Annotated in this window: 16 protein-coding genes; 4 read left to right on the top strand and 12 right to left on the bottom strand. The window is 51.9% G+C overall.

Annotated elements, in window-relative coordinates:
• From BGO59_RS20800 to BGO59_RS20785, 4 genes are all read left to right on the top strand, one after another.
• Positions 1 to 1,254 (top strand): glycoside hydrolase family 95-like protein (locus BGO59_RS20800; protein WP_367120205.1); only part of this gene is annotated, 1,254 nt, incomplete at its 5' end.
• A gap of 65 nt (positions 1,255 to 1,319) precedes the next feature.
• The gene (locus BGO59_RS20795; protein ID WP_293686353.1) at positions 1,320 to 2,435 is read left to right on the top strand and encodes a glycoside hydrolase family protein; all 1,116 of its coding nucleotides are present in this window, start codon (positions 1,320 to 1,322) and stop codon (positions 2,433 to 2,435) included.
• Positions 2,432 to 4,369: a cellulase N-terminal Ig-like domain-containing protein gene (locus BGO59_RS20790; RefSeq protein ID WP_293686351.1), complete on the top strand. Its 1,938-nt coding sequence runs from the start codon at positions 2,432 to 2,434 to the stop codon at positions 4,367 to 4,369. The genes BGO59_RS20795 and BGO59_RS20790 overlap by 4 nt, the downstream gene beginning before the upstream one ends.
• Before the next feature lie 10 nt (positions 4,370 to 4,379).
• On the top strand, positions 4,380 to 5,465 hold the full coding sequence (locus BGO59_RS20785) for a glycoside hydrolase family protein (RefSeq protein WP_293686349.1): 1,086 nt from the start codon (positions 4,380 to 4,382) through the stop codon (positions 5,463 to 5,465).
• A 101-nt stretch (positions 5,466 to 5,566) separates the two neighbouring features.
• Here the strand turns inward: BGO59_RS20785 and BGO59_RS20780 are convergent, their stop codons facing one another.
• The 12 genes from BGO59_RS20780 to BGO59_RS20725 all read right to left on the bottom strand — a co-directional run bounded on the left by BGO59_RS20780 (position 5,567) and on the right by BGO59_RS20725 (position 22,060).
• Positions 5,567 to 5,986, bottom strand: coding sequence for a hypothetical protein (locus tag BGO59_RS20780; protein WP_293686347.1), 420 nt, complete (start codon positions 5,984 to 5,986; stop codon positions 5,567 to 5,569).
• 124 nt (positions 5,987 to 6,110) lie between these two features.
• Positions 6,111 to 7,757 (bottom strand): arylsulfatase, encoded by a 1,647-nt coding sequence (locus tag BGO59_RS20775; protein ID WP_293686345.1) that lies wholly within the window; start codon positions 7,755 to 7,757, stop codon positions 6,111 to 6,113.
• 2 nt (positions 7,758 to 7,759) lie between these two features.
• A complete protein-coding gene (locus tag BGO59_RS20770; protein ID WP_293686343.1) occupies positions 7,760 to 9,109 on the bottom strand; it encodes a sulfatase in 1,350 nt (449 codons plus the stop codon).
• A gap of 6 nt (positions 9,110 to 9,115) precedes the next feature.
• Complete coding sequence (locus BGO59_RS20765; RefSeq protein WP_293686341.1) at positions 9,116 to 10,894, bottom strand: arylsulfatase; 1,779 nt, start codon at positions 10,892 to 10,894, stop codon at positions 9,116 to 9,118.
• Between the two features lie 3 nt (positions 10,895 to 10,897).
• Positions 10,898 to 12,286, bottom strand: a complete 1,389-nt coding sequence (locus BGO59_RS20760) for a sulfatase (RefSeq protein WP_293686339.1) — start codon at positions 12,284 to 12,286, stop codon at positions 10,898 to 10,900.
• A 131-nt stretch (positions 12,287 to 12,417) separates the two neighbouring features.
• The gene (locus BGO59_RS20755; RefSeq protein ID WP_293686337.1) at positions 12,418 to 13,875 is read right to left on the bottom strand and encodes a sulfatase; all 1,458 of its coding nucleotides are present in this window, start codon (positions 13,873 to 13,875) and stop codon (positions 12,418 to 12,420) included.
• Between the two features lie 219 nt (positions 13,876 to 14,094).
• Complete coding sequence (locus BGO59_RS20750) at positions 14,095 to 14,352, bottom strand: co-chaperone YbbN (protein WP_293686335.1); 258 nt, start codon at positions 14,350 to 14,352, stop codon at positions 14,095 to 14,097.
• Between the two features lie 9 nt (positions 14,353 to 14,361).
• Positions 14,362 to 14,793: a rhodanese-like domain-containing protein gene (locus BGO59_RS20745; protein WP_293686333.1), complete on the bottom strand. Its 432-nt coding sequence runs from the start codon at positions 14,791 to 14,793 to the stop codon at positions 14,362 to 14,364.
• Positions 14,794 to 15,155: 362 nt separating this feature from the next.
• Positions 15,156 to 16,946: an arylsulfatase gene (locus tag BGO59_RS20740; protein WP_293686331.1), complete on the bottom strand. Its 1,791-nt coding sequence runs from the start codon at positions 16,944 to 16,946 to the stop codon at positions 15,156 to 15,158.
• On the bottom strand, positions 16,855 to 18,543 hold the full coding sequence (locus BGO59_RS20735) for an arylsulfatase (protein WP_293686329.1): 1,689 nt from the start codon (positions 18,541 to 18,543) through the stop codon (positions 16,855 to 16,857). The genes BGO59_RS20740 and BGO59_RS20735 overlap by 92 nt, the downstream gene beginning before the upstream one ends.
• A 127-nt stretch (positions 18,544 to 18,670) precedes the next feature.
• A complete protein-coding gene (locus BGO59_RS20730) occupies positions 18,671 to 20,503 on the bottom strand; it encodes a sulfatase-like hydrolase/transferase (RefSeq protein ID WP_293686327.1) in 1,833 nt (610 codons plus the stop codon).
• A 108-nt stretch (positions 20,504 to 20,611) separates the two neighbouring features.
• The gene (locus BGO59_RS20725) at positions 20,612 to 22,060 is read right to left on the bottom strand and encodes a sulfatase-like hydrolase/transferase (protein WP_293686325.1); all 1,449 of its coding nucleotides are present in this window, start codon (positions 22,058 to 22,060) and stop codon (positions 20,612 to 20,614) included.
• Between the last annotated feature and the right edge of the window lie 71 nt (positions 22,061 to 22,131).

Below are 22,131 nucleotides of genomic sequence, written 5' to 3'. Positions count from 1 at the left end.
AATTTACAGGGCTTGTGGAACAACGAACTGAAGCCAGCCTGGTATTCGCAGTATACAACGAATATCAACGTGGAAATGAACTACTGGTTAGCCGAGCAAACCAACCTGCCGGAATGCCATATGCCCCTGTTCGACTGGGTCGAAAACCTGGCCAGAGTTCAGAAAAAATCCCCGGACCCCGCACTGAAAACAGATAAAGGCTGGATTATATACAGCACCAACAACACCATGGGCGGTACCTCTGGCTGGCATATCCATCGGCCCGGTAGTGCCTGGCTTAGCCAGCACTTTTGGGAACATTACGCCTTCTCGGGCGATACGGCGTTCCTGAAAGCGAGAGCCTATCCCCTACTCAAATCGATCACCGAATACTGGGCAAGTCATTTGGTAACTGGAAAAAACGGCAAGCTGATTACTCCCGACGGCTGGTCGCCGGAACATGGGCCCGGGCGAAACGAAAAGGATGTTTCTGACTACCCGGGAGTCTCTTACGATCAGCAGATCGTGTATGATCTGTTCACGAACTACCTCGAAGCGGCTCACGTACTCCAGGTCGATAAAGACTACTGCACGACGATCGAAACGATGCGAAACCAGTTGCTGGGCCCGCAGATCGGCAAATGGGGTCAGTTGCAGGAATGGATGGACGACGTTGACGACCCGCAAGATCGCCATCGGCACAATTCGCACCTGTTCGCCGTCCATCCGGGCCGCCAGATCCGGCCGTTATCGACACCCGACTTGGCCAGGGCGGCTCTGGTATCACTCAATGCACGGGGCGACAAAAGTGTTGGCTGGAGTTCGGCCTGGAAGATCAATCTGTACGCCCGGCTTCGGGATGCGATGCGGGCCTATGCACTCGTTCAGCGGCTGGTAACTCCTCGTGACCTGAAAAATAACGGCTACTCCGATGAGGGTGGCTCCTATCCGAACCTTTTTGGGGTGGGGCCACCGTTTCAGATCGACAGCAATTTCGGCTATACAGCAGGCGTAACCGAAATGTTGCTGCAAAGCCATACCGGCGAACTGGATTTACTGCCCGCCCTGCCCACTACCTGGCCCGAAGGAGAGGTGTCAGGATTACGGGCGCGGGGTGGTGTAACCGTGGCGATACGCTGGAAAAACGGTGTCCTTCGTCAGGCGCTACTGACGGCCGACCGGACTGGAATGGTTACCGTTCGATATGGCGGGCAGGTAAAACAGATTCGGCTGGTTGCCGGGCATCAACTACATTTAAACCCGTATTTACGCTAGCCGGGCCTCGCCACCCATCCTCAACCTAAAAGACTGTATAAAAACTCACTTCCCGTACCGATTCCATGAAGTACATACTTGTCCTGATGTTCGTAGTGATGGTCCGTCTGGTTCAGGCCCAGCCACCGAAACTCGATAAAAACGGCTGGCTCGTTTCGATGGACAGCGTTGATATGAGCGCCCTGGTACAGCCTGTTCCGGAAGCCAATCGTTTTCTGCTGCCCGATTACAACATCTGGTGCGGATCGGTGATCAACGGAAAAAACGGCAAATTTTACCTGTTGTATAGCCGCTGGCCACGCGACAAAGGCCATGAAGCCTGGATTACGCATTCCGAGATTGCCCTGGCTCGTGCCGACCGGCCTGAGGGTCCGTACCGTCACCTAAAAGTAGTGCTACCCGCCCGGGGAAACCAATTCTGGGACGGCGTCTGCACCCACAACCCGGCCGTAATTGCCTACAAGGACAGCTTCTATTTGTACTACATGGGCTCAACGGGCAAATCGTACGTAAAACCGCATACGTCTTATGAGAATCCGAACTGGTGGGAATACCGGAACAACCAGCGAATTGGTGTCGCCATCGCCGATGATCCGGAAGGCGAGTGGAAACGGTTCGACAGGCCTGTGCTTGACGTGAGTGCGGATAGTACCGCTAACGACGCCCTGTTGGTATCGAATCCGGCGGTGACCATCAACGAAACAGGCCGGGTAATTCTGGTGTATAAACAGGTAGAAAAAAACAACACCCTGAAAGGGGGTAAGGTCCGGTTTGGGGTGGCCTTTTCCCAATCCACAACGGGCCCGTTTGTCAAGCACCTGACACCCATTTTCGAAGCCCGCGACCGGGGCAGTGAGTGGATGGTGGCAGAAGACCCCTACCTCTGGCAGTACAAAGGAACCATTTACGCCATTGTCCGCGATGTAGTAGGAAAATTTACCGGCGATAAGGGTCTGGCTCTGATGCGCTCACCGAATGGCTATGACTGGCAGCCTGCCCCTTACCCAAAGGTGATCGGCAAGACCGTTTATCAGACGAACGGTCAACCATTTGACGATAAGCTCGAACGGCCTTGTCTGTACACCGAGAAAGGCGTACCCCGACTCCTCTTTGGCGCTATGGGCATTCAGAAACGCGCCCATGCCATGAACATTTTTGTCCCTTTATCTTATTCCAAATGAAGTATTTGATTCTGTTTGCACTGATTGCCTGCACGGTACAGGGAATAGCCCAACCGGCCAAACCCCTGGCGATCCCCTTAGTGAATCAGGCCGGTTACAACCGGGGCGAAGCGAAACGATTTGTCTGCTACGAAGCCGCCGATGGGACCCCCTTTCAGGTAATCCGGCAATCGGACAAAGCGGTTGTTTTCAATGGAGCCATCAAGGATCGGGCCGGTGATTTTTCAGCCTTCAATCCCACCGCTGGCCAGGCGGAGTACATTGTTTCCATAAAAGGGCGCGAGCCGTCGGTCCCGTTTCGCATCGCCGACCACCTCATCGAAGGAATTTCGTCGAAGCTGGCCTATGACTTCTTCATAGACGTACGAGGCTCCGAAGACCCCGTACATTCCAACGAAGCCAAGGTGTATGGGGGCGGCCCCTCCCGCGACCAGGGTTCATATGGACTGGAAACTACCTTCGAAACGCTCTTTTACGCATCGAATCCCGCCCTGTTTGACCGCTGGACGACCGAGCTGGGCGACAAAAAAACGGCGGATCTGATCGACCTGATTCTCTGGCACGGTGAATTTGCCTACCACCATGTCGACTACAACGGCCCGGTTGCCAACCGGCATGGAAGCCTGGGCTATGAAGGCCAGCCACGTATGACCTACGATTACTGGAATACCCTCGACCAGCTGGCAGCCGTTTGTGCAGGGTACCATAGTTTCCTGAAGCCTTATTTGGCCCGCGAAACCTACCTCAAGTACCGGAATGAATGCCGTAAACGGTGGAAGGCCTACGACCGCCATAAAGTTGTCCGCCACTGGACATACAGCAACAAATGGGTCGACGAAGGATTTCAGGAATTCAACGAGATGGGTAATGCCTTCGGGCAGTCGGTATTCAGCAATCTGTATATGTATCTCTCCGAGAAAGAAGAAGCGGACGGGCAACCCGACCAATACCTGCGCTGGGCCCAGGAGAGTGCTGAAGACATCATCAAAAACTGGGATTTCAACAATCCCCGGCATATGTGGTGGATTCGAAATGCCGAACATATTACCCCACAGGCACTGGCGTTCTTTCTGCTGGTGGCTCCCGACAAAGCGCCTGAAGGTACCCGCGAGAAGCTGATGGCCTGGCGCGATCACATGAAGCAGAAGACGGCCAATTTCTGGCAGTACCGCGTACACAGCGATACCGAATGGGCGCACCCTCGCACCAAGGAACTGGGTGGAGCCCCTGCCCTTGGCGGCTCCATGTTTGCCGTGGCCTACCTGCTGGGCGATCGGGAGCTGCGGGACATCGGCTGGTCGCAGGTCAACTTTGTCTTTGGCTTAAACCCCATCGGCGCGCATCTAAGCAACAAAAGTGCCGACCGGCTGGCCATCAACGGCTATTGGGATGGCGTCGAACACGGCTGGCCGCGTAGCCACCCCAATGGTTATGGTATGCTTGGTAAAGTACGCGGCACGCTCGATGGTACCCCCCTCGACGCCCAGTTTCCACGACTAGGCATAACAGCCGCTGCCACGAATTCGAGCGAAGGGCAGGTCGATCATATTGGGCAAAACGCCTACGCCACGGAAGGCTGGGCAATCTCGAATCGGGGCTGGATGGCGACACTCACCTTTGCCCCATTGGGCACCCAAACCGTTCGAATACTGGACAACCGGGGCAAAAATCCACTGGCGATGGCCAAAGCGGGTCAGGCTGTACGTCTTGAACTCAAAGCGGCCCTTAACCTCGACCCCACTAAAACCGAATCAGGCTGGGTGCTGGTTCAACTGGACGATAAAGCCCCGGTAAAAGTAGCTGTCCAGGAAACAGGGCCTGATACAGGCATTTTTACAGCCCCTTACACCGTTCCGACAGGCGTTACCAAACAGCTTAGGGCGTCGTATGGCTACTGGGGATTGGGGAGTCAGGCTGTTTGTTCCATTCGTTGATCGATTACGTATGAACTATACGAACTATGTAATGAGCCTGCTCTGTGCAGGTTTACTGGCCGTATCGGGTTGCCGAACGGTGTCTACCCGTCAACCTGACAAAGCAACGGATTTGAATATACAGGCCATGCTACAGCCCGTACCGACCACAGCGGTTATGAGCGATTCGGCCTATTTTATCTGGTGTGGCACAATGGTTCGCGGCAACGATGGCATCTGTCATCTGTATTATTCCCGCTGGAAACGCAGCCTGGGCTTTAATGCCTGGGTGACCCATTCTGAAGTGGCTCATGCTACGGCTTCCGACCCCCTGGGGCCTTATGTCTTTCAGGATGTAGCGTTGCCCGCTCGTGGCTCGCAGTTTTGGGATGGTCTTTGTACACATAACCCAACCGTTCATGCGTTCAACGGGAAGTACTACCTGTATTATATGGGCAATACCGGCGACGGCAAGAATATGAAGACACTCAACTTCGTACACCGCAACAATCAGCGTATCGGTGTTGCGGTAGCCGATAGCCCCGGAGGTCCCTGGAAACGAACAGACACACCACTGATTGACGTAAGCCCCGACTCCACAGCGCCCGATGCACTTTTGACCAGCAATCCATCGATCACGCAACGGCCCGATGGGGGCTTTCTGATGGTGTACAAAGCCGTTGGCAAAAAAAGACCTGGCGTGTTTGGCGGGCCGGTGGTCCATATGGTTGCTACGGCCAATAGCCCGACAGGCCCGTTTACCAAATCTCCCCAGACTGTTTTTAATGCCAAAGGTACTGACTTCCCCGCCGAAGATCCGTTCATCTGGTACCAGGGCGACCGCTACTGGGCAATCGTGAAAGACATGCACGGCGCGTTTACGTCGGCAGGACGGTCACTGGTTTTATTTGATTCCCGGGACGGCTTCGACTGGAATCTGGCGAAACACCCGCTGGTATCGACGCTACAGATTCGCTGGGCCGACGGTAAAGTACAACCCGTTGGTTACCTGGAACGCCCTCAACTCTGGTTCGACAACGGAAAACCGGCCGTGCTCTTACTGGCTACCACCATCGATCAAACCTCCTCCTATAATGTACAGGTCCCACTCCGGTAGTTGAACAGCGTCCGATTCTACTCCCTATGCATTAATTCCACTGTTTGCCAGGCTATCTCCATCCTGACGCGGGCACATGGTGTTTTAGTCCTTTCTAACTATTACAGTATAAATGGCGACGTGAAAGTAATGTATCGCTGGGATTCAATGGCAGGGACATCAACTACCTCAATTCGGCGGATCAGTAAGTTACGACCATCACTGATTTCCAGTTGGTATTGACCTGATTGGCTGTCCTCAAAATTCAATTTAATATGGTAGGCTCTGGGCGACTTTTTCAGTTGGAGTTCATGCAGAATGGTATCCGTTGGATCTTTCACCTTGAGTGTAACGCCCTTTAGCTGACGAACGACAACCATCAGGTTAACGATTCGATTCGATCCCATATAAGCGCTTATCTCATAGGGTTTTTCTTCTTCCGTTTCCGGAATGTTCTGATCGGGCGACTGGGCCATACCTGCAACGCTCAGCATGATCAAATAGAAGCTGAGCACGAGCAATTTACTTTTCTGCGAATTCATCGTCTGCGTTCTTTAGCGTTTGATTAATTGCATCAAAGTTGAGTGCTTTTTATGTATTAGTAAAGCGAATTATTTTTGTTGAAATCATGAATAAAATTCATTCTTAAACTCCTTCAGCCGTTGCCTACTCAACTGTTTTAAAGAAATTCCACTCTTTGGAGAAATCAGCTTTCATCGTTCCCTTTGGGAAGACGCTGTGAGTATTTGCCCACGTATTCCATTGCTGATCAAGCTTTTTCACCAGGTCAGGATGGTTTGCTGCCAGGTTATGCTGTTCGGTGCGGTCGGCCTCCAGGTCATATAATTCCCAGGGGGCTCCAATAACCCCTACGGCTTTCCATTTTCCATACCGGATGGCACGATGGTTTTCGTGTTCCCAGTACATGAATTCATGTGGTTGGCGCGTGCCACTGGTTAATATGGGTAGTAAACTCCGGCCTTCAATTGGGTAAATTTTTTGCCCTCTGGCTTCGGTCGGATAGGTGGCTCCACTCACCTCAATAAACGTGGGCATAATGTCGATCAGATACCCCGGTGCTGTAACAACTTTACCCTTCTGCCTGCTAATGCTGGCCGGGTAATGGACGATTAATGGGGTAGCAATGCCGCCTTCGTAGGAAACATGCTTGAACCCTTTAAACGGGGTGTTTGATGCATTAGCCCATACGCCCCCGTAAGAAATAGCTCCCCCTTTGGCAGGATCGTTGATGTCGCTTAGGGCACCACCGCCCACTACGCCCCCTTCCTGACAGGCACCATTATCTGAAAGAAAGACCAGCAATGTATTGGCTAACTTGCCTGACCTCGTCAAATAGTCAACCAGTTTCCCGACGTTCTGATCCATTCGATACACCTGTGCTGCATAAACTGCCATACGGTAATCCATCTCCCGTTGTTTGGCGGTATCCTGTTCTGCCCAGGCTGGGTAAATGTCTGGACGAGCAGACAACCCCCAGTCTTTGGTAGCGATGCCCTCCTTCACCTGTTTACGGAAGCGTTGTTCACGAAGTACATCCCAACCCTGACGGTATTTCCCTCGGAATCGTTCAATGTCCTCGTTTAGGGCATGCAGTGGCCAGTGGGGCGACGTAAAGGCCAGGTATAGAAAAAACGGCTGTTGATCGTTCTGTTCTTTAAGAAACACTAGGGCATTATCGGTAAAGGCATCGGTTGTATAGAACGGCTGGCTCACTTTTTCGACGGGTTCATTATCCTGCCAGATACCCCGTGGCTGAATCGGATCGAGGTAGCTGCTCGCACCGGCCAGCAATCCATAATAGCGATCAAAGCCCCGCTGGCGTGGCCATAAATCTGGGGTGCTGGACCCCAGGTGCCACTTACCAGCCATGTACGTGTGGTACCCAGCCGTTTTTAGTACTTCGGCAATCGTAACACAATGCCGGTTCAGTTCGCCCCGATAACCATCAACGCCATAGTCATAGTCGATGCGGTTGTTTGGCTCTTTTGTCATGTGGCCAATGCCAGCCTGATGCTGAAATAAACCGGTCATCAGGGCCGCGCGAGTGGGACAACAGCGGGCTGTATTATAAAATTGTGTAAACCGAACCCCCTCACGCGCCAGCTTATCCAGATTAGGTGTCGGAATTTCGGAACCGTAACAGCCCAGATCAGAATAGCCCATGTCGTCAGCCATAATCAGGACAATATTTGGTTTTGGCGCGACGGAAGGAATGGAGGATTGTTTGGATGGAATAGCTCCCAGCAGAACGCATCCACTGATGATTGCCGCCAGTATAATAGCCGTTTTCATGATTAATTAAGGGAGGTTATAGCCGTTTGAAAATCACGGACTGCTTTTTGTCGCCATTCCCGCAGCTGGTTCAGTAATTGAGTTCGTTGAGCCGGTTGCGTTTCTGACAAATCAGTTTGTTCTCCCGGGTCGTCGGCCAGATTAAAGAGTTGAATCTGCCCCGTGTCGAAGTACTCGATCAGTTTAAAATCTCCGCTCCGAATGGCGCCCGCTGAACGACCACCCAGAAAATGCGGCCTGGGGAGTGGGTAATGCCAGTAGAGGGTTCTTGGCGTGGGTTTTGTCGCTCCTGTCAACACGGATTTGAGGCTAACCCCATCAAGGATCAACTTAGCAGCTGGTTTTATCGATGTGATGTCAAGCAGGGTAGGGTAAATATCTAGTGTGTTAATTACCTGGTCCGAAACGATTCCTGCTTTAATTGTTCCAGGCCAGCAGGCAATGAAGGGTTCGCGAATACCGCCTTCATACAGTTCCGATTTACCACCCCGCAACGGGGCGTTGGTGGTCACATTGAGTTCGCCCCCATTGTCGGAGGTAAACAGAATCAATGTATTGTCGGTTAGGTTCAACTCATTTAATACAGCCCTGATTTGTCCGACACCCTCATCGATACTTTCCAGCATGGCTGCCAGTTCAGGATTGTTTTGCCGGGTTCCTGCCTGTGGTTTTTGCTGGTATTTCGCCACCTTATCGGGTTTCCCGGCCAGTCTGGTATGAACAGCATAGTGCGACAGATATAGAAAGAAAGGTTGCTGGCTGTTTCGTTTGATAAAATCGACCGCTTCACCGTTCAGCCGATCCGTCAGGTATTCACCCTGCGTTTTGGGAGCAACATCGGGCATGAAGAAGTACGGATGGAAATAGTCGCCATTGGCAATATAGCCGGTTTCGGAGCAGATCACTTCGTCCCACCCGTGTTTCATAGGTTCGCCCTTTTTCTGGCCATAATCGCCCGTCAGATGCCATTTTCCGATCAGACCGGTATGATAGCCTGCTTTTTTTAGCTGTTCGTTGAGCGTTGTGTAGGCTGGAGAGAGAAATTTTTCGTCTTTGGCATCCAGATAGTCCGTGATACCCGTCCGGGCCGGATGTTGTCCAGTCATTAACGCAATGCGCGTGGGTGTACACACGGGGGCCGTCGCATAAGCCTGTGTAAAGCGGATGCCGCCTGCCGCTAATCGGTCCAGATTCGGCGTTCGATTGAATCGATTGCCATAACAACCCAATTCGCTCCAGCCCAAATCATCGGCCAGAACAACAATAATATTAGGCCTGTTGCCAGCCTTATTCTGCGCAAAGCCAGAGATGGTGATCAGGCAAAGCAGCCATGCATATCGATACGGTGTCATAGCGAACTATTGTTTTTGCACGGTTAGGTAAAATGGGGCCTGCATCCCTTTGTCCGTTTCCAACCAGGATTCGAGCGAATAGTCGCCCGGTTTTACATACACGTGGGGAATACGTATTTCGGTGCTGGCCTCTTCCGAAACCAGTACACTTCGTTGGGTTGGCCCTATCCGAACCAACGCCCGGCTTCCTTTTTTTACAGGGCGACACCGCAGCAGAACGTCGTAATAACCTTCTGCCTGAACCCGTACGGCCCAATAGCCCAACCCATTGTCGGCTATCCAGTTGTTGACCAGGCCCGTCCAGTCCTGACGAGTCAGCACGGTCGGATTTTCGTGCGGGTCGCCCAGGCTAAGCCGCCGGGTTATCAGGTTTGGGCTGGCGGATATGTCGGCGAAGATACTGTCCATTTTTACCCGTAACTGATTGACTAGCGTGCGATTGGCCGATGCCAGATCGGTCCGTTCGTACGGGTCGGTTTTGAGATTGTACAGTTCGAAGCGTTCAGGTTTCTGGGCATCGGCATTAATAGCTACCAGCTTGAAATCGTCCTGGTACAGAGCCGCGTTTCGATAGGGTTCAGGCCAGCCCCGGTTCCAGGCATTGTAAAAAAGGGTACGTCTGGCTGTTGTCTTACCCTGCATGACGGAGAGAACCGATTCGCCGTCGAGCTGTAACGAAGCTGGTCTGGGAATCTGTACAGCTTCTAATAGTGTTGGCACTATGTCGATGTGGGCTACGCGCGTGTCAATGTCTTTATTGACAGGAAAAAGAGAGCTGCCCTGAATGAAAAATGGGGTACGAGTCCCGCCTTCATAGACGCTACTTTTACGTCCCCTGAATCCCGTATTGAACCGCAGCTGCTGGTTGCCATTGTCCGTCGTGAACAGGATAATGGTATTATCTTCCAGACCCGAGGCTTTTAGCTGCGCCAGAATCCGGCCAACGTTATCGTCGATATTGGTGGCCATGGCATACACCCGGCGTGCGTCCTCTTTGTCCTTATCGGTCATCGTAGCCCAGTCTTTGCCTGCCTGCTGATCGAAGGATGTATTGAATGCCAGCTCTTTGTATTGATCATAATAGGACTTGGGGGCCTGCAACGGATCGTGCGGGGCATTGTAAGCAACGTACAGAAAAAACGGCTGGTCGCGCGTTTGCTGACTAGCTTTCAGAAAATCAAGTGCCGCGTCGGTAAACACATCGGTGCAATACCCCTTTGTTTTAACCGGGGTATTGTTCCTGAAAAGGGTGGGGTCGAAATAACTGCTGTCGGGCCGGAAGAAGTTATCCGGGTGATCGCCCGGCTGTCCGATGCCGCCACCATGCTCCACCAATGAAAACGAAAAGCCTTGCTCCGAGGCTCGGTATGGGTAATTGTCGCCCAGATGCCATTTGCCAACGATACCCGTCCGATAGCCATTTTCGGCCAGAATTTCAGCGAGTGTCACTTCTTCTGTCGCCATAATGGAGCCACCATTATAGGTGTCGTGGACACCCGTTCGCTGGTGATACCGGCCCGTCAGTAAACTGGCCCGCGTAGGACTACAAACCGGCGACGTATGGAAATTGGTCAGGCGGGTACTCCGGGCTGCCAGCCTATCAATATTCGGTGTCTTTACATACGGATTGCCATAATAACCGAAATCGCCGTACCCCTGATCGTCGGTCATGATCAGAATAATATTGGGCCGTCGACTGGCTGCCGAATAAGCTGTTTGACCTCGTACGGACATCGCCATGAACAAGCTGGTAAGCAGCAGACCGTAAACGATTGGATGTTTCATGAGTTATTGCGCAGCCAGTTTCAGGGTTTTGTACCGCTTCCGCATAGTGGCCAGTTGGTGAGCATAGCGGGGGTTCTGAGCCAGATTCGTTGTTTCGTGGGGATCGTGAGCCGTATCATACAACTCCTCATACCCATGTTCGATAAACGTCATGTACTTCAGGTTCTGGCTCACGACGCCCTCTACCTTTGGAAGCCGGGGGCTACCCATAAACGTATGTTCGTAGAAGAAATCCGGTCGAGTTGCCTTCTTTTCCTGCGTATGACCTATCAGATCGATTCCCTGCATGCTGGCCGGAATGGGTACACCAGCCCGCGCCAGTACCGTGGGGGCGATGTCAATATTCAGGGCAATTTTCGTGGAAGCAACCCCACGCAGAGAAGCAGGTAGTCGGGGATCATAAATAATCAGGGGTACACGGATCGACTCTTCATGCCCATACCATTTACCTTCCAGTCCATGCTCACCCAGATAAAAGCCATTGTCGCCCATAAACACGATGATCGTATTCTGGTCCAGTCCCAATTGCTTTAGTTGCGCAACCAGTTTGCCCACGGCCTCATCGACGCCCGTAATCAGCCGGTAGTAATTCCTCACGGTTTCGGCATGCCGCTCCGGGGTCGATAACAAAGGCTTCCAGCGTACCCGCGCAATATTCTGATCGGTCCGAAAGAAATCAGGAAAACGGTTCCAGTACGCCGGATCGGCGGTCAGCGGCTGCGGAATCGGAACGTTGCTGTACAAGTCTTTATACCGTGACTGTACTACGTACGTTGGGGGATCGCCATCCAGTTCGTGCGGAGCTTTAAAGCTGACTGACAAACAAAATGGACCCGGTCTGGAATGGCTTTTGCTGGAAAGCGTACCCAGAAACTCTTGAATAGCGTTGCTAATGGTATCGGTGTCATGAATCCGCTTCCCCTCGGCATTGAGTACCTCGTAATCGGGCTGTGTTTTTGTCGTACAGGACCAGTAATCATACTCGGCACTCGGCTGATTTTTCGCTCCCACGCCGTATTTACCGATGAAGCCGATGGTGTAGCCTGCTTTTTTGAGTAACAAAGGGTAGGTCTGTGCCAGAGCCGCCGGACTGAATGGGGTATCGAAATCGTTGATTTTATGCCGCGACATATACTGTCCACTCAGCAGACTCGCCCGGCTGACGCAGCAGATGGCGGTTGTTACGTACGCGTTTTTAAACAGGATGCCTTTCTTTGCCAATGCATCGAGATTGGGGGTCTGGATAATGGGATTTCCCATTACACCCAGCGCATCCCATCGATGGTCGTCGGTCAGTAAGAAGATTATGTTAGGCCGGGCCGGTGTTTGCGCCAGACTTTTCGCCCAATTGCTGCACAGTAAAAAAAACGCAATGGATAGGAACTGCTTCATGTTCAGACGATTCTTTACCTGATGGGTAAGCAACGGACAACGACTAACTACTTAACGGCAAAAGAAGCCATGTTTTAGCGGAGCTATACAAGACTATCTGCTCAAGCCCGTAAATCGAATCATTACCCAATTTACGGAGCCACATAAGCCGGATTGGGTTCCGTTGGGATAAAGGCTGCCTGTTTCGTACGCCAGTCCTGCACCAGTTTATGGAGCTTTTTAACGACTGCCGGATTCGCCGATGCTACATTACGCTGTTCGCCCAGATCGGTTTTTAGATTGTAGAGTTCAACCCCATTGTCTTCAAAATACTCGTGCAACTTCCAGTCGCCCAGCCGGACAGTGGAACCGGGTCGGGTACGAAATAAGGGGTCGCGGCCCCCATCCGTTTTTGGGTCATAGGCTTCCAGATAGATCGGGAAATGCCAGAAAAATGGACGTTCGGGCACCGATTTACCCGTCAACAGCGGAATGATACTGATGCCATCCAAAGGCTGTTTCGGGTTAGGCAATTTCAGTATATCCTGAAAAGTAGGATAAAAGTCCAGATTGATGACAGGGGTTTGCGACGTACTTCCTGCCCGTATCGTACCCGGCCAGCGTACAACCAACGGAACCCGGACACCACCTTCATAATACGACCCCTTTCCAGCCCGTAGCGGGTCTTGCCGGGAAATGGACCGGATGCCGCCATTGTCGGACGTAAAAATTACCAGGGTATTTTGATCCAGCCCCAGTGCATCCAGTTTCTTCAGAACCCGGCCTACATTACGATCAAGCGATTCGATCATAGCGGCATACGCAGTGTGGTTCTGGCCCGGTGTTTTTGGTTTTCGTTCGTATTTCGTAATCAGCGAATCGGGAGCCTGCAACGGGGTATGAACAGCGTAAAATGGCAGGTATAAAAAGAATGGCCTGGCTGCATTCGCCTTCTGTTGTGTCTGGTCAAGAAAAGCCAGGGCTTCGTCCGTTAGTCGGTCTGTCAGGTATTCACCAGTAGGGCCATCGGGTAAATTTGGAATACCATACGGGCTGAAATGCCTGTTCATTCCCCGTTGGTCACCGGCACGACTATAGGAAAAACCATGGCTCTCCGGTGACTTACCGAGATGCCATTTGCCAATACTCGCCGTTTGGTAACCTGCATCACGCAGCGCTTCGGCCAATGTATAGACACTGTCGGGCAACACTTCGTTGTTTTTTACAGGCATTAGTTTGCGGGTTTTGGCGTCACCCCGATCCGCATTGGCAACGGTATAGATGCCGTGCCGTGGTGAATACTGACCCGACAACAGGCAGGCCCGGCTGGGCGCGCAGTTGGCCGCTGCTGCATAGGCACTCGTAAATCGGATGCCCTGAGCCGCCAGGCGATCCAGATTGGGCGTTTCATAAAACGTACTGCCCATAAACCCGACATCTTTCCACCCCAGATCATCGGCCAGAATAAAGACGATATTGGGTCGGGCAGTGTGCTGACGGATATCCGAAGTAGATTGAAGTTGCTTTGGGGGCAACATGAGTCCAACCGATAACGCACTGGCCAGGGTCAGACAAAAAAGAATACGGATTGGATGTTTATGAAACGTCATAAGAACGGATTAGAAAACGAATAATAGCTAATAAATTGGCCGTCAGCTACCTGTTGCAACCATTACTCATTTTACAGTATTCATTCACTTTCGTATGCTTGTTAATAACGTGGTAATTTAGTGTATACCCAAGACCTGACCCGGTTGGTACAGGCCTTAGGTATACACTAAATTGTCCGGATGGATTCACCAGAAAATCGTGGGTTCCCACCCGCGCTATTACAGGGCTTCGGCAATGCTAGCCTGGATTTCGGATTTGGGGGTTACTCCCGCTTTTTTCCAGAACTCCTTATTTCCTTTGTATAACACCAGCGTAGGCAGCGACGTGATACCCAGCTGCTTCACCAGTTCTTTGTTCTCATACGCTTCAATTCGAATGACCTTGATTGTTGATGCGTGCTCTTTTTCGAGTTCATCGACTGTCGGCGCCAGTTTCTTGCAGGCACCACAGTAGCGTGACCCAAAGTCCACCAGCACCAGCTTATCCTACGTTAGCGATGCCTGATAATCAGTCAGGGATAATCCTGATCCAACCGTCGATTCGACCGGACGCCCAAGCCCAATCCATTTGCTAAGCCCACCGGGAATTTCCGTTACATCGGCAAATCCGGCTTCCCTCAGTTGTTTGGCGAGCTGACCGCTACGTCCGTTGGCAATCGAGTAGATGAATACCGGGGCACTCTTGTCCAGCTTCTGAATTTTTCTGGCGAAATCAGCCTGATCTGCCACACTGAAGCTAACCGCTCCATTCAGGTGATTTTGCGTGTACTCCTCTTCCGAACGAGCGTCCAGAATTTGGGCCCGGCTACCAGCCTGGTGCAGTTTTGCTTCAAACGCATCGAAAGTCAGCGTTTGGGCGCTCAGGCTCACGCTAACAAATAAAATCAGACTGAACAGTAATAAGACTCTGTTTTTCATGGTTCTATATGATTAAAAGAAATAAAAATTAGTTGCTTCGTGAAAGACTATCCGATGTTGAGCGATCCTTGAAAATCAACCGGCCTATAGCTATTGCATTTTCCCCCGCAGCCGAATACAACAGATACCCGTTGCGGCCTTCCTCGAAAACATACGGGTCTCGCAATGCGCGAACCTTGCCGTAGAACAAGCCAATTTTCGAGGTCGTCAGCGGTAGATTACCTCCCTCATACTCAGCTTCGGAAGGTTTGATTTGCTGCGGTTATACAAGAATGTTTTTAGATTAATCCTATCGATTAACAAGTCTAATAGTATCAGGATATACATCAGCCGTTTCATCGCATTTTCTGATTAGGAACAGGTTAGAAATTTCGGCTTCCGACCGACGTTTTTTTCGGTGTTGGCAGAAGTGGCTCCTTAGGCTTTATTTTATCGTAATCCACAACATCCGTTCGTTTGGCCCAATCGAAATAGAGCGCCGATAGCTCATCGACCAGGTTGGAATTTCGGGCGGCTACATTCTGCGTCTCACCCGCATCGCTTTCCAGGTCATACAGTTCCCACTGATAGCTTGGGTAGATGGATACCAGCTTCCACTTACCACGACGAACGGCCCGATTGCCTGCCCATTCCCAGAAAAGCGGTCGTTGAGCATCCAGTTCCTGCCCATTGAATAGCAGGTTTGTCAAGCTTTTACCCGGCAGCGAATTACTGGCCACTCCCTGGTAAGACGTGGGATATGTAGCTTTAGCAACATCATAGATCGTTGGGGCCAGGTCGATAAGGTGACCAGTCCCTCGGGCCAGCGTACCCGCTTTAATTTTACCGGGAAACCAGGCAATGAATGGCGTACGAATACCGCCTTCATAGGCAAAGGACTTAAACGACCGAAATGGTGTGTTGGAGAGATACGACCAGTTTTTACCCTGGGATTCAAACGAGCCTGCCGTACCTACCGGGCCTGTGTTACGCCCCGCTTTGGCTCCCCAGTGGGCAACGTCCTCAGCAGGAGCCCCGTTATCGGAAATGAAGAGAATCAGTGTGTTGTCGTCTTTTTTAAGTGCTTTCAGTTTATCCAGCACCTTGCCAATTCCCTGATCGGCGCGGTCCAGCATGGCGGAATACACTTCCATCTTGGCCTTCCATAGTTGTTTTTCCTCGTAGGTTAGTGCATCCCATTCCGGCACATCGGCATCGCGGGCAGCGGCTGCATCGGCCAGCTTTTGGGTGATGATACCCAATTTGACCTGGCGAGCCAGTCGCTCTTTACGGAGTGCATCCCAGCCAGCATCGTATTTGCCCCGGTATCTGGCAATATCTTCGGGTAATGCCTGCAACGGCCAGTGTGGGGCCGTATAGGCCAGATACAGGAAAAAAGGTTTGCTTTCTTTCGCCTGTTCGGTCAGAAAATCAACAGCGTGCCGGGTGATCTCGTCGGTAAAATAAAAGGAGTTGGGTTTAGGATGCTGCCGCTTGTTATCGTCCAGGATAGTCACGGGCGAAGGCCGTCCGATGGGCAGCGGATCGGCATCGAAATAGTTGGAAGCACCACCCAGGATACCATAAAAATGATCAAACCCACGCTGTTTAGGCCAATACAGGCTATCGTTCCCCACATGCCATTTGCCGGAAAGTAAGGTCGAGTAACCAGCCTGTTTGAGCACCTCGCCCAATGTCAGCGATTGCTTGTTCAAATAGCCCTGATAGGCGGGCAAACCCAGGTTCACATTGAAATAGCCAACCCCCGCCTTGTGCGGATACTGGCCTGTAATGAGCGACGCCCGCGTAGGAGCGCAGATGGAGTTGTTGTAAAACTCCCGGAGCCGTAACCCTTCGTTAGCCAGTCTATCGAGGTTAGGCGTCTGGATTTCGGAACCGTACGACCCCAGATCGGAGTACCCCATATCGTCGACCATAATCAGGATGATGTTGGGCCGGGAAGAGGCAGCGGGCTTTGGCGTTTGGGCAATTCCCTGCGTAATGGTGGCACAGAGCGTCGCAACGGCCCAAAGTGTTTTATAAATGTGGTTATAGTTCATGGTCTGTTTTGTCAGGCGGTGGTTATTCGACTCGGGAGGCTGTTCGGTTTGGATTGGCACCCGCATTACCGTTGGGCGCCCCCTGGCTAATGGGCCGAAGCTGGAGTTTTTCATACGGCTCTACGTCGGTACGCTTGGCCCAGGCTTCGTACTCGGCGTTGAGGTCAGCCACAATGTCCGGATGTTTGGCTGCCAGATCGGTGGTTTCGCCCCGGTCGGTTTCGAGGTTAAATAACTGCCATTTGTTTTGGGGGAAAATGGACACGATTTTCCACTGACCACGACGAACCGCCCGGTTGCCTGCCCGCTCCCAGAAAATAGGCCGCTCGGCTGGAAGTTCTGTCCCCTGGAACAGCAGATTCGCCAGACTCAGGCCAGGCAGCGGATTGGTTTTTACGCCCTTGAATGTTTCGGGATAGTTCGCTCCAGCCAGGTCATAAAACGTCGGGGCCAGATCGATCAGATGGGCGGTTCCTTTCGCAATGGTGCCCGCTTTAATTTTCTTCGGATACCAGGCAATGAACGGCGCACTGATGCCTCCTTCGTAGGGGGTAGCTTTGTAGTTGCGAAACGGTGTATTCGATACGTAGGCCCAGTTTTGCTCCTGATAATCATAGGAACCTGCCGAACCAATGGGGCCTGAACTGCGTGGCCGTTTACGACCTGTCGGAATCAGACCGCCCTGCGCGCCATTGTCCGAAATCAGTACGATCAACGTGTTATCATCGACCTTAAGCCGCTTGAGTTCGGCCAGAATACGCGCCAGACTTTGGTCTACGTGATCGACCATAGCGGCATACACTTCCATTTTCCGTTGCCAGAGCTGCTGTTCGTCGTAAGTCAGGCTCTGCCAGGGGACCACCTCCGGGTCGTGGGCGGCAATGGCCTGCTTGGAATCTGCAATGCCAAGTTTTATTTGTTTGGCCAGTCGTTCTTTCCGAAGCGAATCCCAGCCGATAGCGTACCGGTCTTTGTATTTGGCAATATCTTCGGCAGGAGCCTGCAAGGGCCAGTGGGGAGCATTGTAGGCCAGGTACAAAAAGAAAGGCTGGGTCGATTTGGCGGGTTTATTTGTGGCTTCGTCGATATAGGAAATAGCGTGATTCGTAATCTCGTCGGTCAGGTATTTACCCGGTTCCAGATTGATCCGTTTATTGTCTTCGACCAGCTCGACAGGGGGCACATGATCTTTATACGGGCTGATGTCGTAGTAGTTGCTGGCCCCATTGATAAAACCGTAAAAATGGTCGAAGCCGCGCTGGTTGGGCCAATACAGGCTATCATTGCCGACGTGCCACTTGCCGGACAAATAAGTACGGTAGCCTGCCTGTTTGAGCACTTCCCCAAACGTCAATGATTCTTTATTGAGCCAGCCCTGATAAGCAGGCAAACCCAGATTGACATTGAAATAACCAACCCCCGCCTTGTGATGGTATTGCCCGGTAATGAGCGAGGCCCGCGTGGGGGCACAGATGGAATTATTATAAAACTCCCGGAGTCGCAGTCCCTCACTGGCCAGTTTGTCGATGGTGGGCGTATTGATTTCGGAACCGTAGGCACCAAAGTCTGAGTAGCCCAGATCATCGACCATCACCAGAATGATGTTAGGTCTTTCAGCCGTCGCTCTGGCCGATCGTTTGTTTTTTTGCTGAGCGACCGACACGTTGAGCGTGAGCGCCGACAGTGTCAGGCAAAGAATAATTCGTTTCATAGTTATCGGGGAGTGGGTCTTTTTCGGGGATCGAGCCAATGAATGAGGTTGGTTAAAAAAGGCAGGCTCCGGTTAGAATTGGGAGAGCGAACAGAGGCAACGATAGCTTTTCATAGACTGAAGTAATTTATGGATTTAGCTGATCGACCAGATTCTGGGCTGCCCGAACGTCATACGCCGTATCGACTGAATAGCCTTTGGCTGCGTTAGCCACAATTTCCTTCACTTCTGGTAAAGCAGGAGCCGCATCATTTCCCAGGCTTTGCAGTACACTCAGGGCCTGCAAACGAACCAGACGATTTTGATCGGTCAAGGCCTTTTTAAGTTCATGGATGGCTACAGCCTTTTCGCCAAGTCCATAGAGCGCTTCGGCCGCAGCAACCTGGACAGATGCCTCGGGGTCCTGAAGGAGTTTCTGGAGGGGTACTTTAGCTGCCACAGGCTTCAGTACGGTACAGCCTGTAGCCGCCCAATACCGAATAATCGGATCGGTATCAGTTAGTCGCCTGATGAGTTCAGCGGCATGAGCCGGGTTACGCGATGACGCCAGCGTTGCCGTTTCAATGACCCGAGCCGTGTTGTATTCCCCCTGGTGCGCATAGTCGTATACGGGTTCCTGGCTGGCAATGGACGACAGCATGGCTTCGGGAATAAAGCCCACATCCTTGCTTTGCCGAAGCCACTGGTCATTGGCTTTCCGCAAGCGAATCAGTTCTTTGGCGTACTTCGGGTCCGTTGCCAGATTATGAATATTGTCGGGGTCGGCCTCCACATCATAGAGCTCCTCCGCCGGTTTGGGCTGCCAGAAACGGGATTGAACCTCATTTAATCGACCCGCCTTGTATTCAGCCTCCCAGGAGCGGATCGATGGCGCTTGCCATAAGTAATTCAGGTGTTGACCATAAATCTTGTGCGGCAGGTAGTTTCGAATATAGCGGAACTTCTTATCCCGCACCGACCGCGATAAATCAATCGCTTCATCCATTCGCCCACGAAATCCGTACGCATATTGATGTTCCGACTTCTGCTGCTTACCCAGAAACGCCTGACCCTGCATATAAGCTGGAACAGGGATGCCGACCAGGCTTAGAATAGTCGGTGCAAAATCCAGGAACGTAACGAGTTGATCCGTCTGCGAACCCGCTTTGGCCTTAGCCAGATGGGCATATTTTTTCGGCAGATGAACAATGAGGGGTACGTGCAGACCCGATTCGTACATAAACCGTTTGCTACGTCCCAGCACCCCGCCATTGTCGGCATAGTAGAACACAATGGTGTTTTCGGCCAAACCCGCATCAGTCAGTTCCTTCAGCAGCTTACCAAATTGACTATCCATTGTTTCGACCTTATCGTAATACTGTGCCCAATCGTGTTTGAACTCAGCCGTACGGGGATGATAGGGTGGAATCGGTGCTTTCTCGGGGTCGTGATGCAGCGAGGGCAGTGGCTGATGCAACCCGCTTTCGTGCGAGACGAATAGGTTGAATACGGCAAAGAACGGCTGACCAGGTTTACGGTTTTTGTAAGTCGCCTTATCGCTCGACTCATCCCAGGCATCTGTCTGATCGACCGTGTTGTAGTCTTTCTTTGAGTTGTTGGTCGTGTAATAGCCCGCTTCCCGCAAATACTTCGGAAAGAACTTCACGAACGAGGGTACGGGATACGTACTGCGCATATGTTCGGTACCCAGCGAGGGCGGATACATGCCCGTAATCAGTGTATTGCGCGAGGGGGCACAAACCGGAGCCGTCGAAAATGCATTTTTGTACAGAATGCCCTGTTTGGCAAACAGATCAATGTTGGGCGTTGTGGCATACGGATTCCCGTAACAGCCAATCAGTGAGGTATTGTTGTCCTCACTGACAATCCAGAGAATATTCGGGCGGTCGGCAGGGTTTTGTGCCTTTCCCAGAAAAGAGACCAGCATTAACAGACCAGCCAGTCGTTTCGTTGCTTTCATTGTATGTTTTCCAAGTAGTTATCTATAACCATAATCCCTATTTCCCCTCTGCGTCAGATACAGCCAGAACGGCTGGGCAGCAAAATCGATGGCGGACCGTTGTGTATATTACAGTGGCTTCCCCCAATTGGGTTTAGTCATATCCAGCGTGTCATGATAACGTTTCATTTCGCTGATTAACAGTGTTTCCAGTTGCTGTTTTTTAGCGCCGAATGCTGGTTTATCGGCCAGATTTTTTGTTTCGTAAGGATCGCTGTTGAGATCGAACAGTTGGGTAATTTGCTGACCTTTGACGTTATACCGGATCAATTTCCAGTTATCATCCGTCCGAACGGCTCGCTGCAAATCCCGATAAGCATAATAAACGGCCTGACGTCCCTTTTTCCTGGGATTATTGATGTAAGGGAGCAGGCTCTGACTCTCCACCGTCGGGGGATTCGGTAACCCAAGAATACCCGTCACCGTCGGAAAAATATCGGCCAGATAAGTAAGCGCTTCGACGCGCTGGTTTTTCGGCAGGGTGGGCCCACTGATCACCAGCGGAACCCGCATACTATGTTCGTACAGATTCTGTTTCCCCAATAATCCATGGCTTCCAACGGCCAGCCCATTATCGCCGGCAAAAACGATCAGCGTCTGTTGGGTTAGTCCCTGCCTGTCCAGCTCATCCAGAATCCGACCGATTTGTGCGTCCAACTCCGAAATCATGCCGTAGTACAGGGCCAGTTCCTGGCGGGCTTGAGCTTCCGAAAGTGGTCGGGGCAGTAAGTTTTCGTCCCGAACCGACAGTTCACCGTTGTCGAATGGGTGCTGGGGTAGAAAATTCGGAGGCAGCTTCAGCCGATCGGGCGGATACAGTTGGCGAAATTTCTCGGTGGGTGTACGCGGATCGTGGGGCGACGTAAAGGCAACGTATAGAAAAAAAGGCTTTGTCGATGTGCGTTGCTGGCCGAGGAAGCGAATGGCTTCGGTTGCATACAGCTCCGACGAATAGGTATTGGCCTTTTTGTTGGGGTCCTTATATTGCCCCGAGGGGTCGAAATCTACATACTGCGGATGCTCCTGACCACCCTTGTCTACCGTGTGCATACCCCCAAAAAACAAGGCCGCTCCACCTGTATAACTTCGGGCAAAAGAGGCCTTGTCATTGTGCCATTTGCCAATAGCATAGGTCTGATAGCCTTTGGTTTGCAGGTATTCCGGCAACGTTGTGTGCCCGGCAGGAATCACATCGCCCGTGGTTTGCAAATCGTTCAAATACCGCCCCGTATGCAACATGGCCCGGCTCGGTACGCATAAAGCGCCGTGCATGCCACCCATGGTCTGCGCCCGCGTAAAGGCAACACCCTGTTTTACCAGCCGGTCAAGATTAGGCGTCTGGATGGCATTGTTACCCAGCGCATGGATGGTGTTGTACCGTTGGTCATCGGAGTACAAAACCAGCACATTCAGCGGTCTCTGCTGCGCGAATACCGGCTGCATAAAACGACTCAGGCAAAAGATGACTACCCCAGCCAGGTATCGCATGGGTAAGGCATTTGATCGGGTTACATTCATGTCTCGATGTGATTCCAAAAGGTGAATTTGATAGGTAGAGTCGTTGACCAGTTGGCTCTACCTATCGGGAG

Source organism: Spirosoma sp. 48-14 (assembly GCF_001898575.1).
Lineage (GTDB): Bacteria > Bacteroidota > Bacteroidia > Cytophagales > Spirosomataceae > Spirosoma.
Note: the sequence above shows the minus strand (reverse complement) of the source record. Positions and strands in the feature narration are given on the sequence as shown.

Coding starts and splice junctions, on each gene's coding strand:
- BGO59_RS20775 (WP_293686345.1), bottom strand. CDS start 7,757: ATGAAAACGGCTATTATACTGGCGGCAATCATCAGTGGATGCGTTCTG.
- BGO59_RS20735 (WP_293686329.1), bottom strand. CDS start 18,543: ATGAAACGAATTATTCTTTGCCTGACACTGTCGGCGCTCACGCTCAAC.
- BGO59_RS20770 (WP_293686343.1), bottom strand. CDS start 9,109: ATGACACCGTATCGATATGCATGGCTGCTTTGCCTGATCACCATCTCT.
- BGO59_RS20745 (WP_293686333.1), bottom strand. CDS start 14,793: ATGAAAAACAGAGTCTTATTACTGTTCAGTCTGATTTTATTTGTTAGC.
- BGO59_RS20725 (WP_293686325.1), bottom strand. CDS start 22,060: ATGAATGTAACCCGATCAAATGCCTTACCCATGCGATACCTGGCTGGG.
- BGO59_RS20780 (WP_293686347.1), bottom strand. CDS start 5,986: ATGAATTCGCAGAAAAGTAAATTGCTCGTGCTCAGCTTCTATTTGATC.
- BGO59_RS20740 (WP_293686331.1), bottom strand. CDS start 16,946: ATGAAAAACTCCAGCTTCGGCCCATTAGCCAGGGGGCGCCCAACGGTA.
- BGO59_RS20760 (WP_293686339.1), bottom strand. CDS start 12,286: ATGAAGCAGTTCCTATCCATTGCGTTTTTTTTACTGTGCAGCAATTGG.
- BGO59_RS20785 (WP_293686349.1), top strand. CDS start 4,380: ATGAACTATACGAACTATGTAATGAGCCTGCTCTGTGCAGGTTTACTG.
- BGO59_RS20755 (WP_293686337.1), bottom strand. CDS start 13,875: ATGACGTTTCATAAACATCCAATCCGTATTCTTTTTTGTCTGACCCTG.
- BGO59_RS20730 (WP_293686327.1), bottom strand. CDS start 20,503: ATGAAAGCAACGAAACGACTGGCTGGTCTGTTAATGCTGGTCTCTTTT.
- BGO59_RS20795 (WP_293686353.1), top strand. CDS start 1,320: ATGAAGTACATACTTGTCCTGATGTTCGTAGTGATGGTCCGTCTGGTT.
- BGO59_RS20790 (WP_293686351.1), top strand. CDS start 2,432: ATGAAGTATTTGATTCTGTTTGCACTGATTGCCTGCACGGTACAGGGA.
- BGO59_RS20765 (WP_293686341.1), bottom strand. CDS start 10,894: ATGAAACATCCAATCGTTTACGGTCTGCTGCTTACCAGCTTGTTCATG.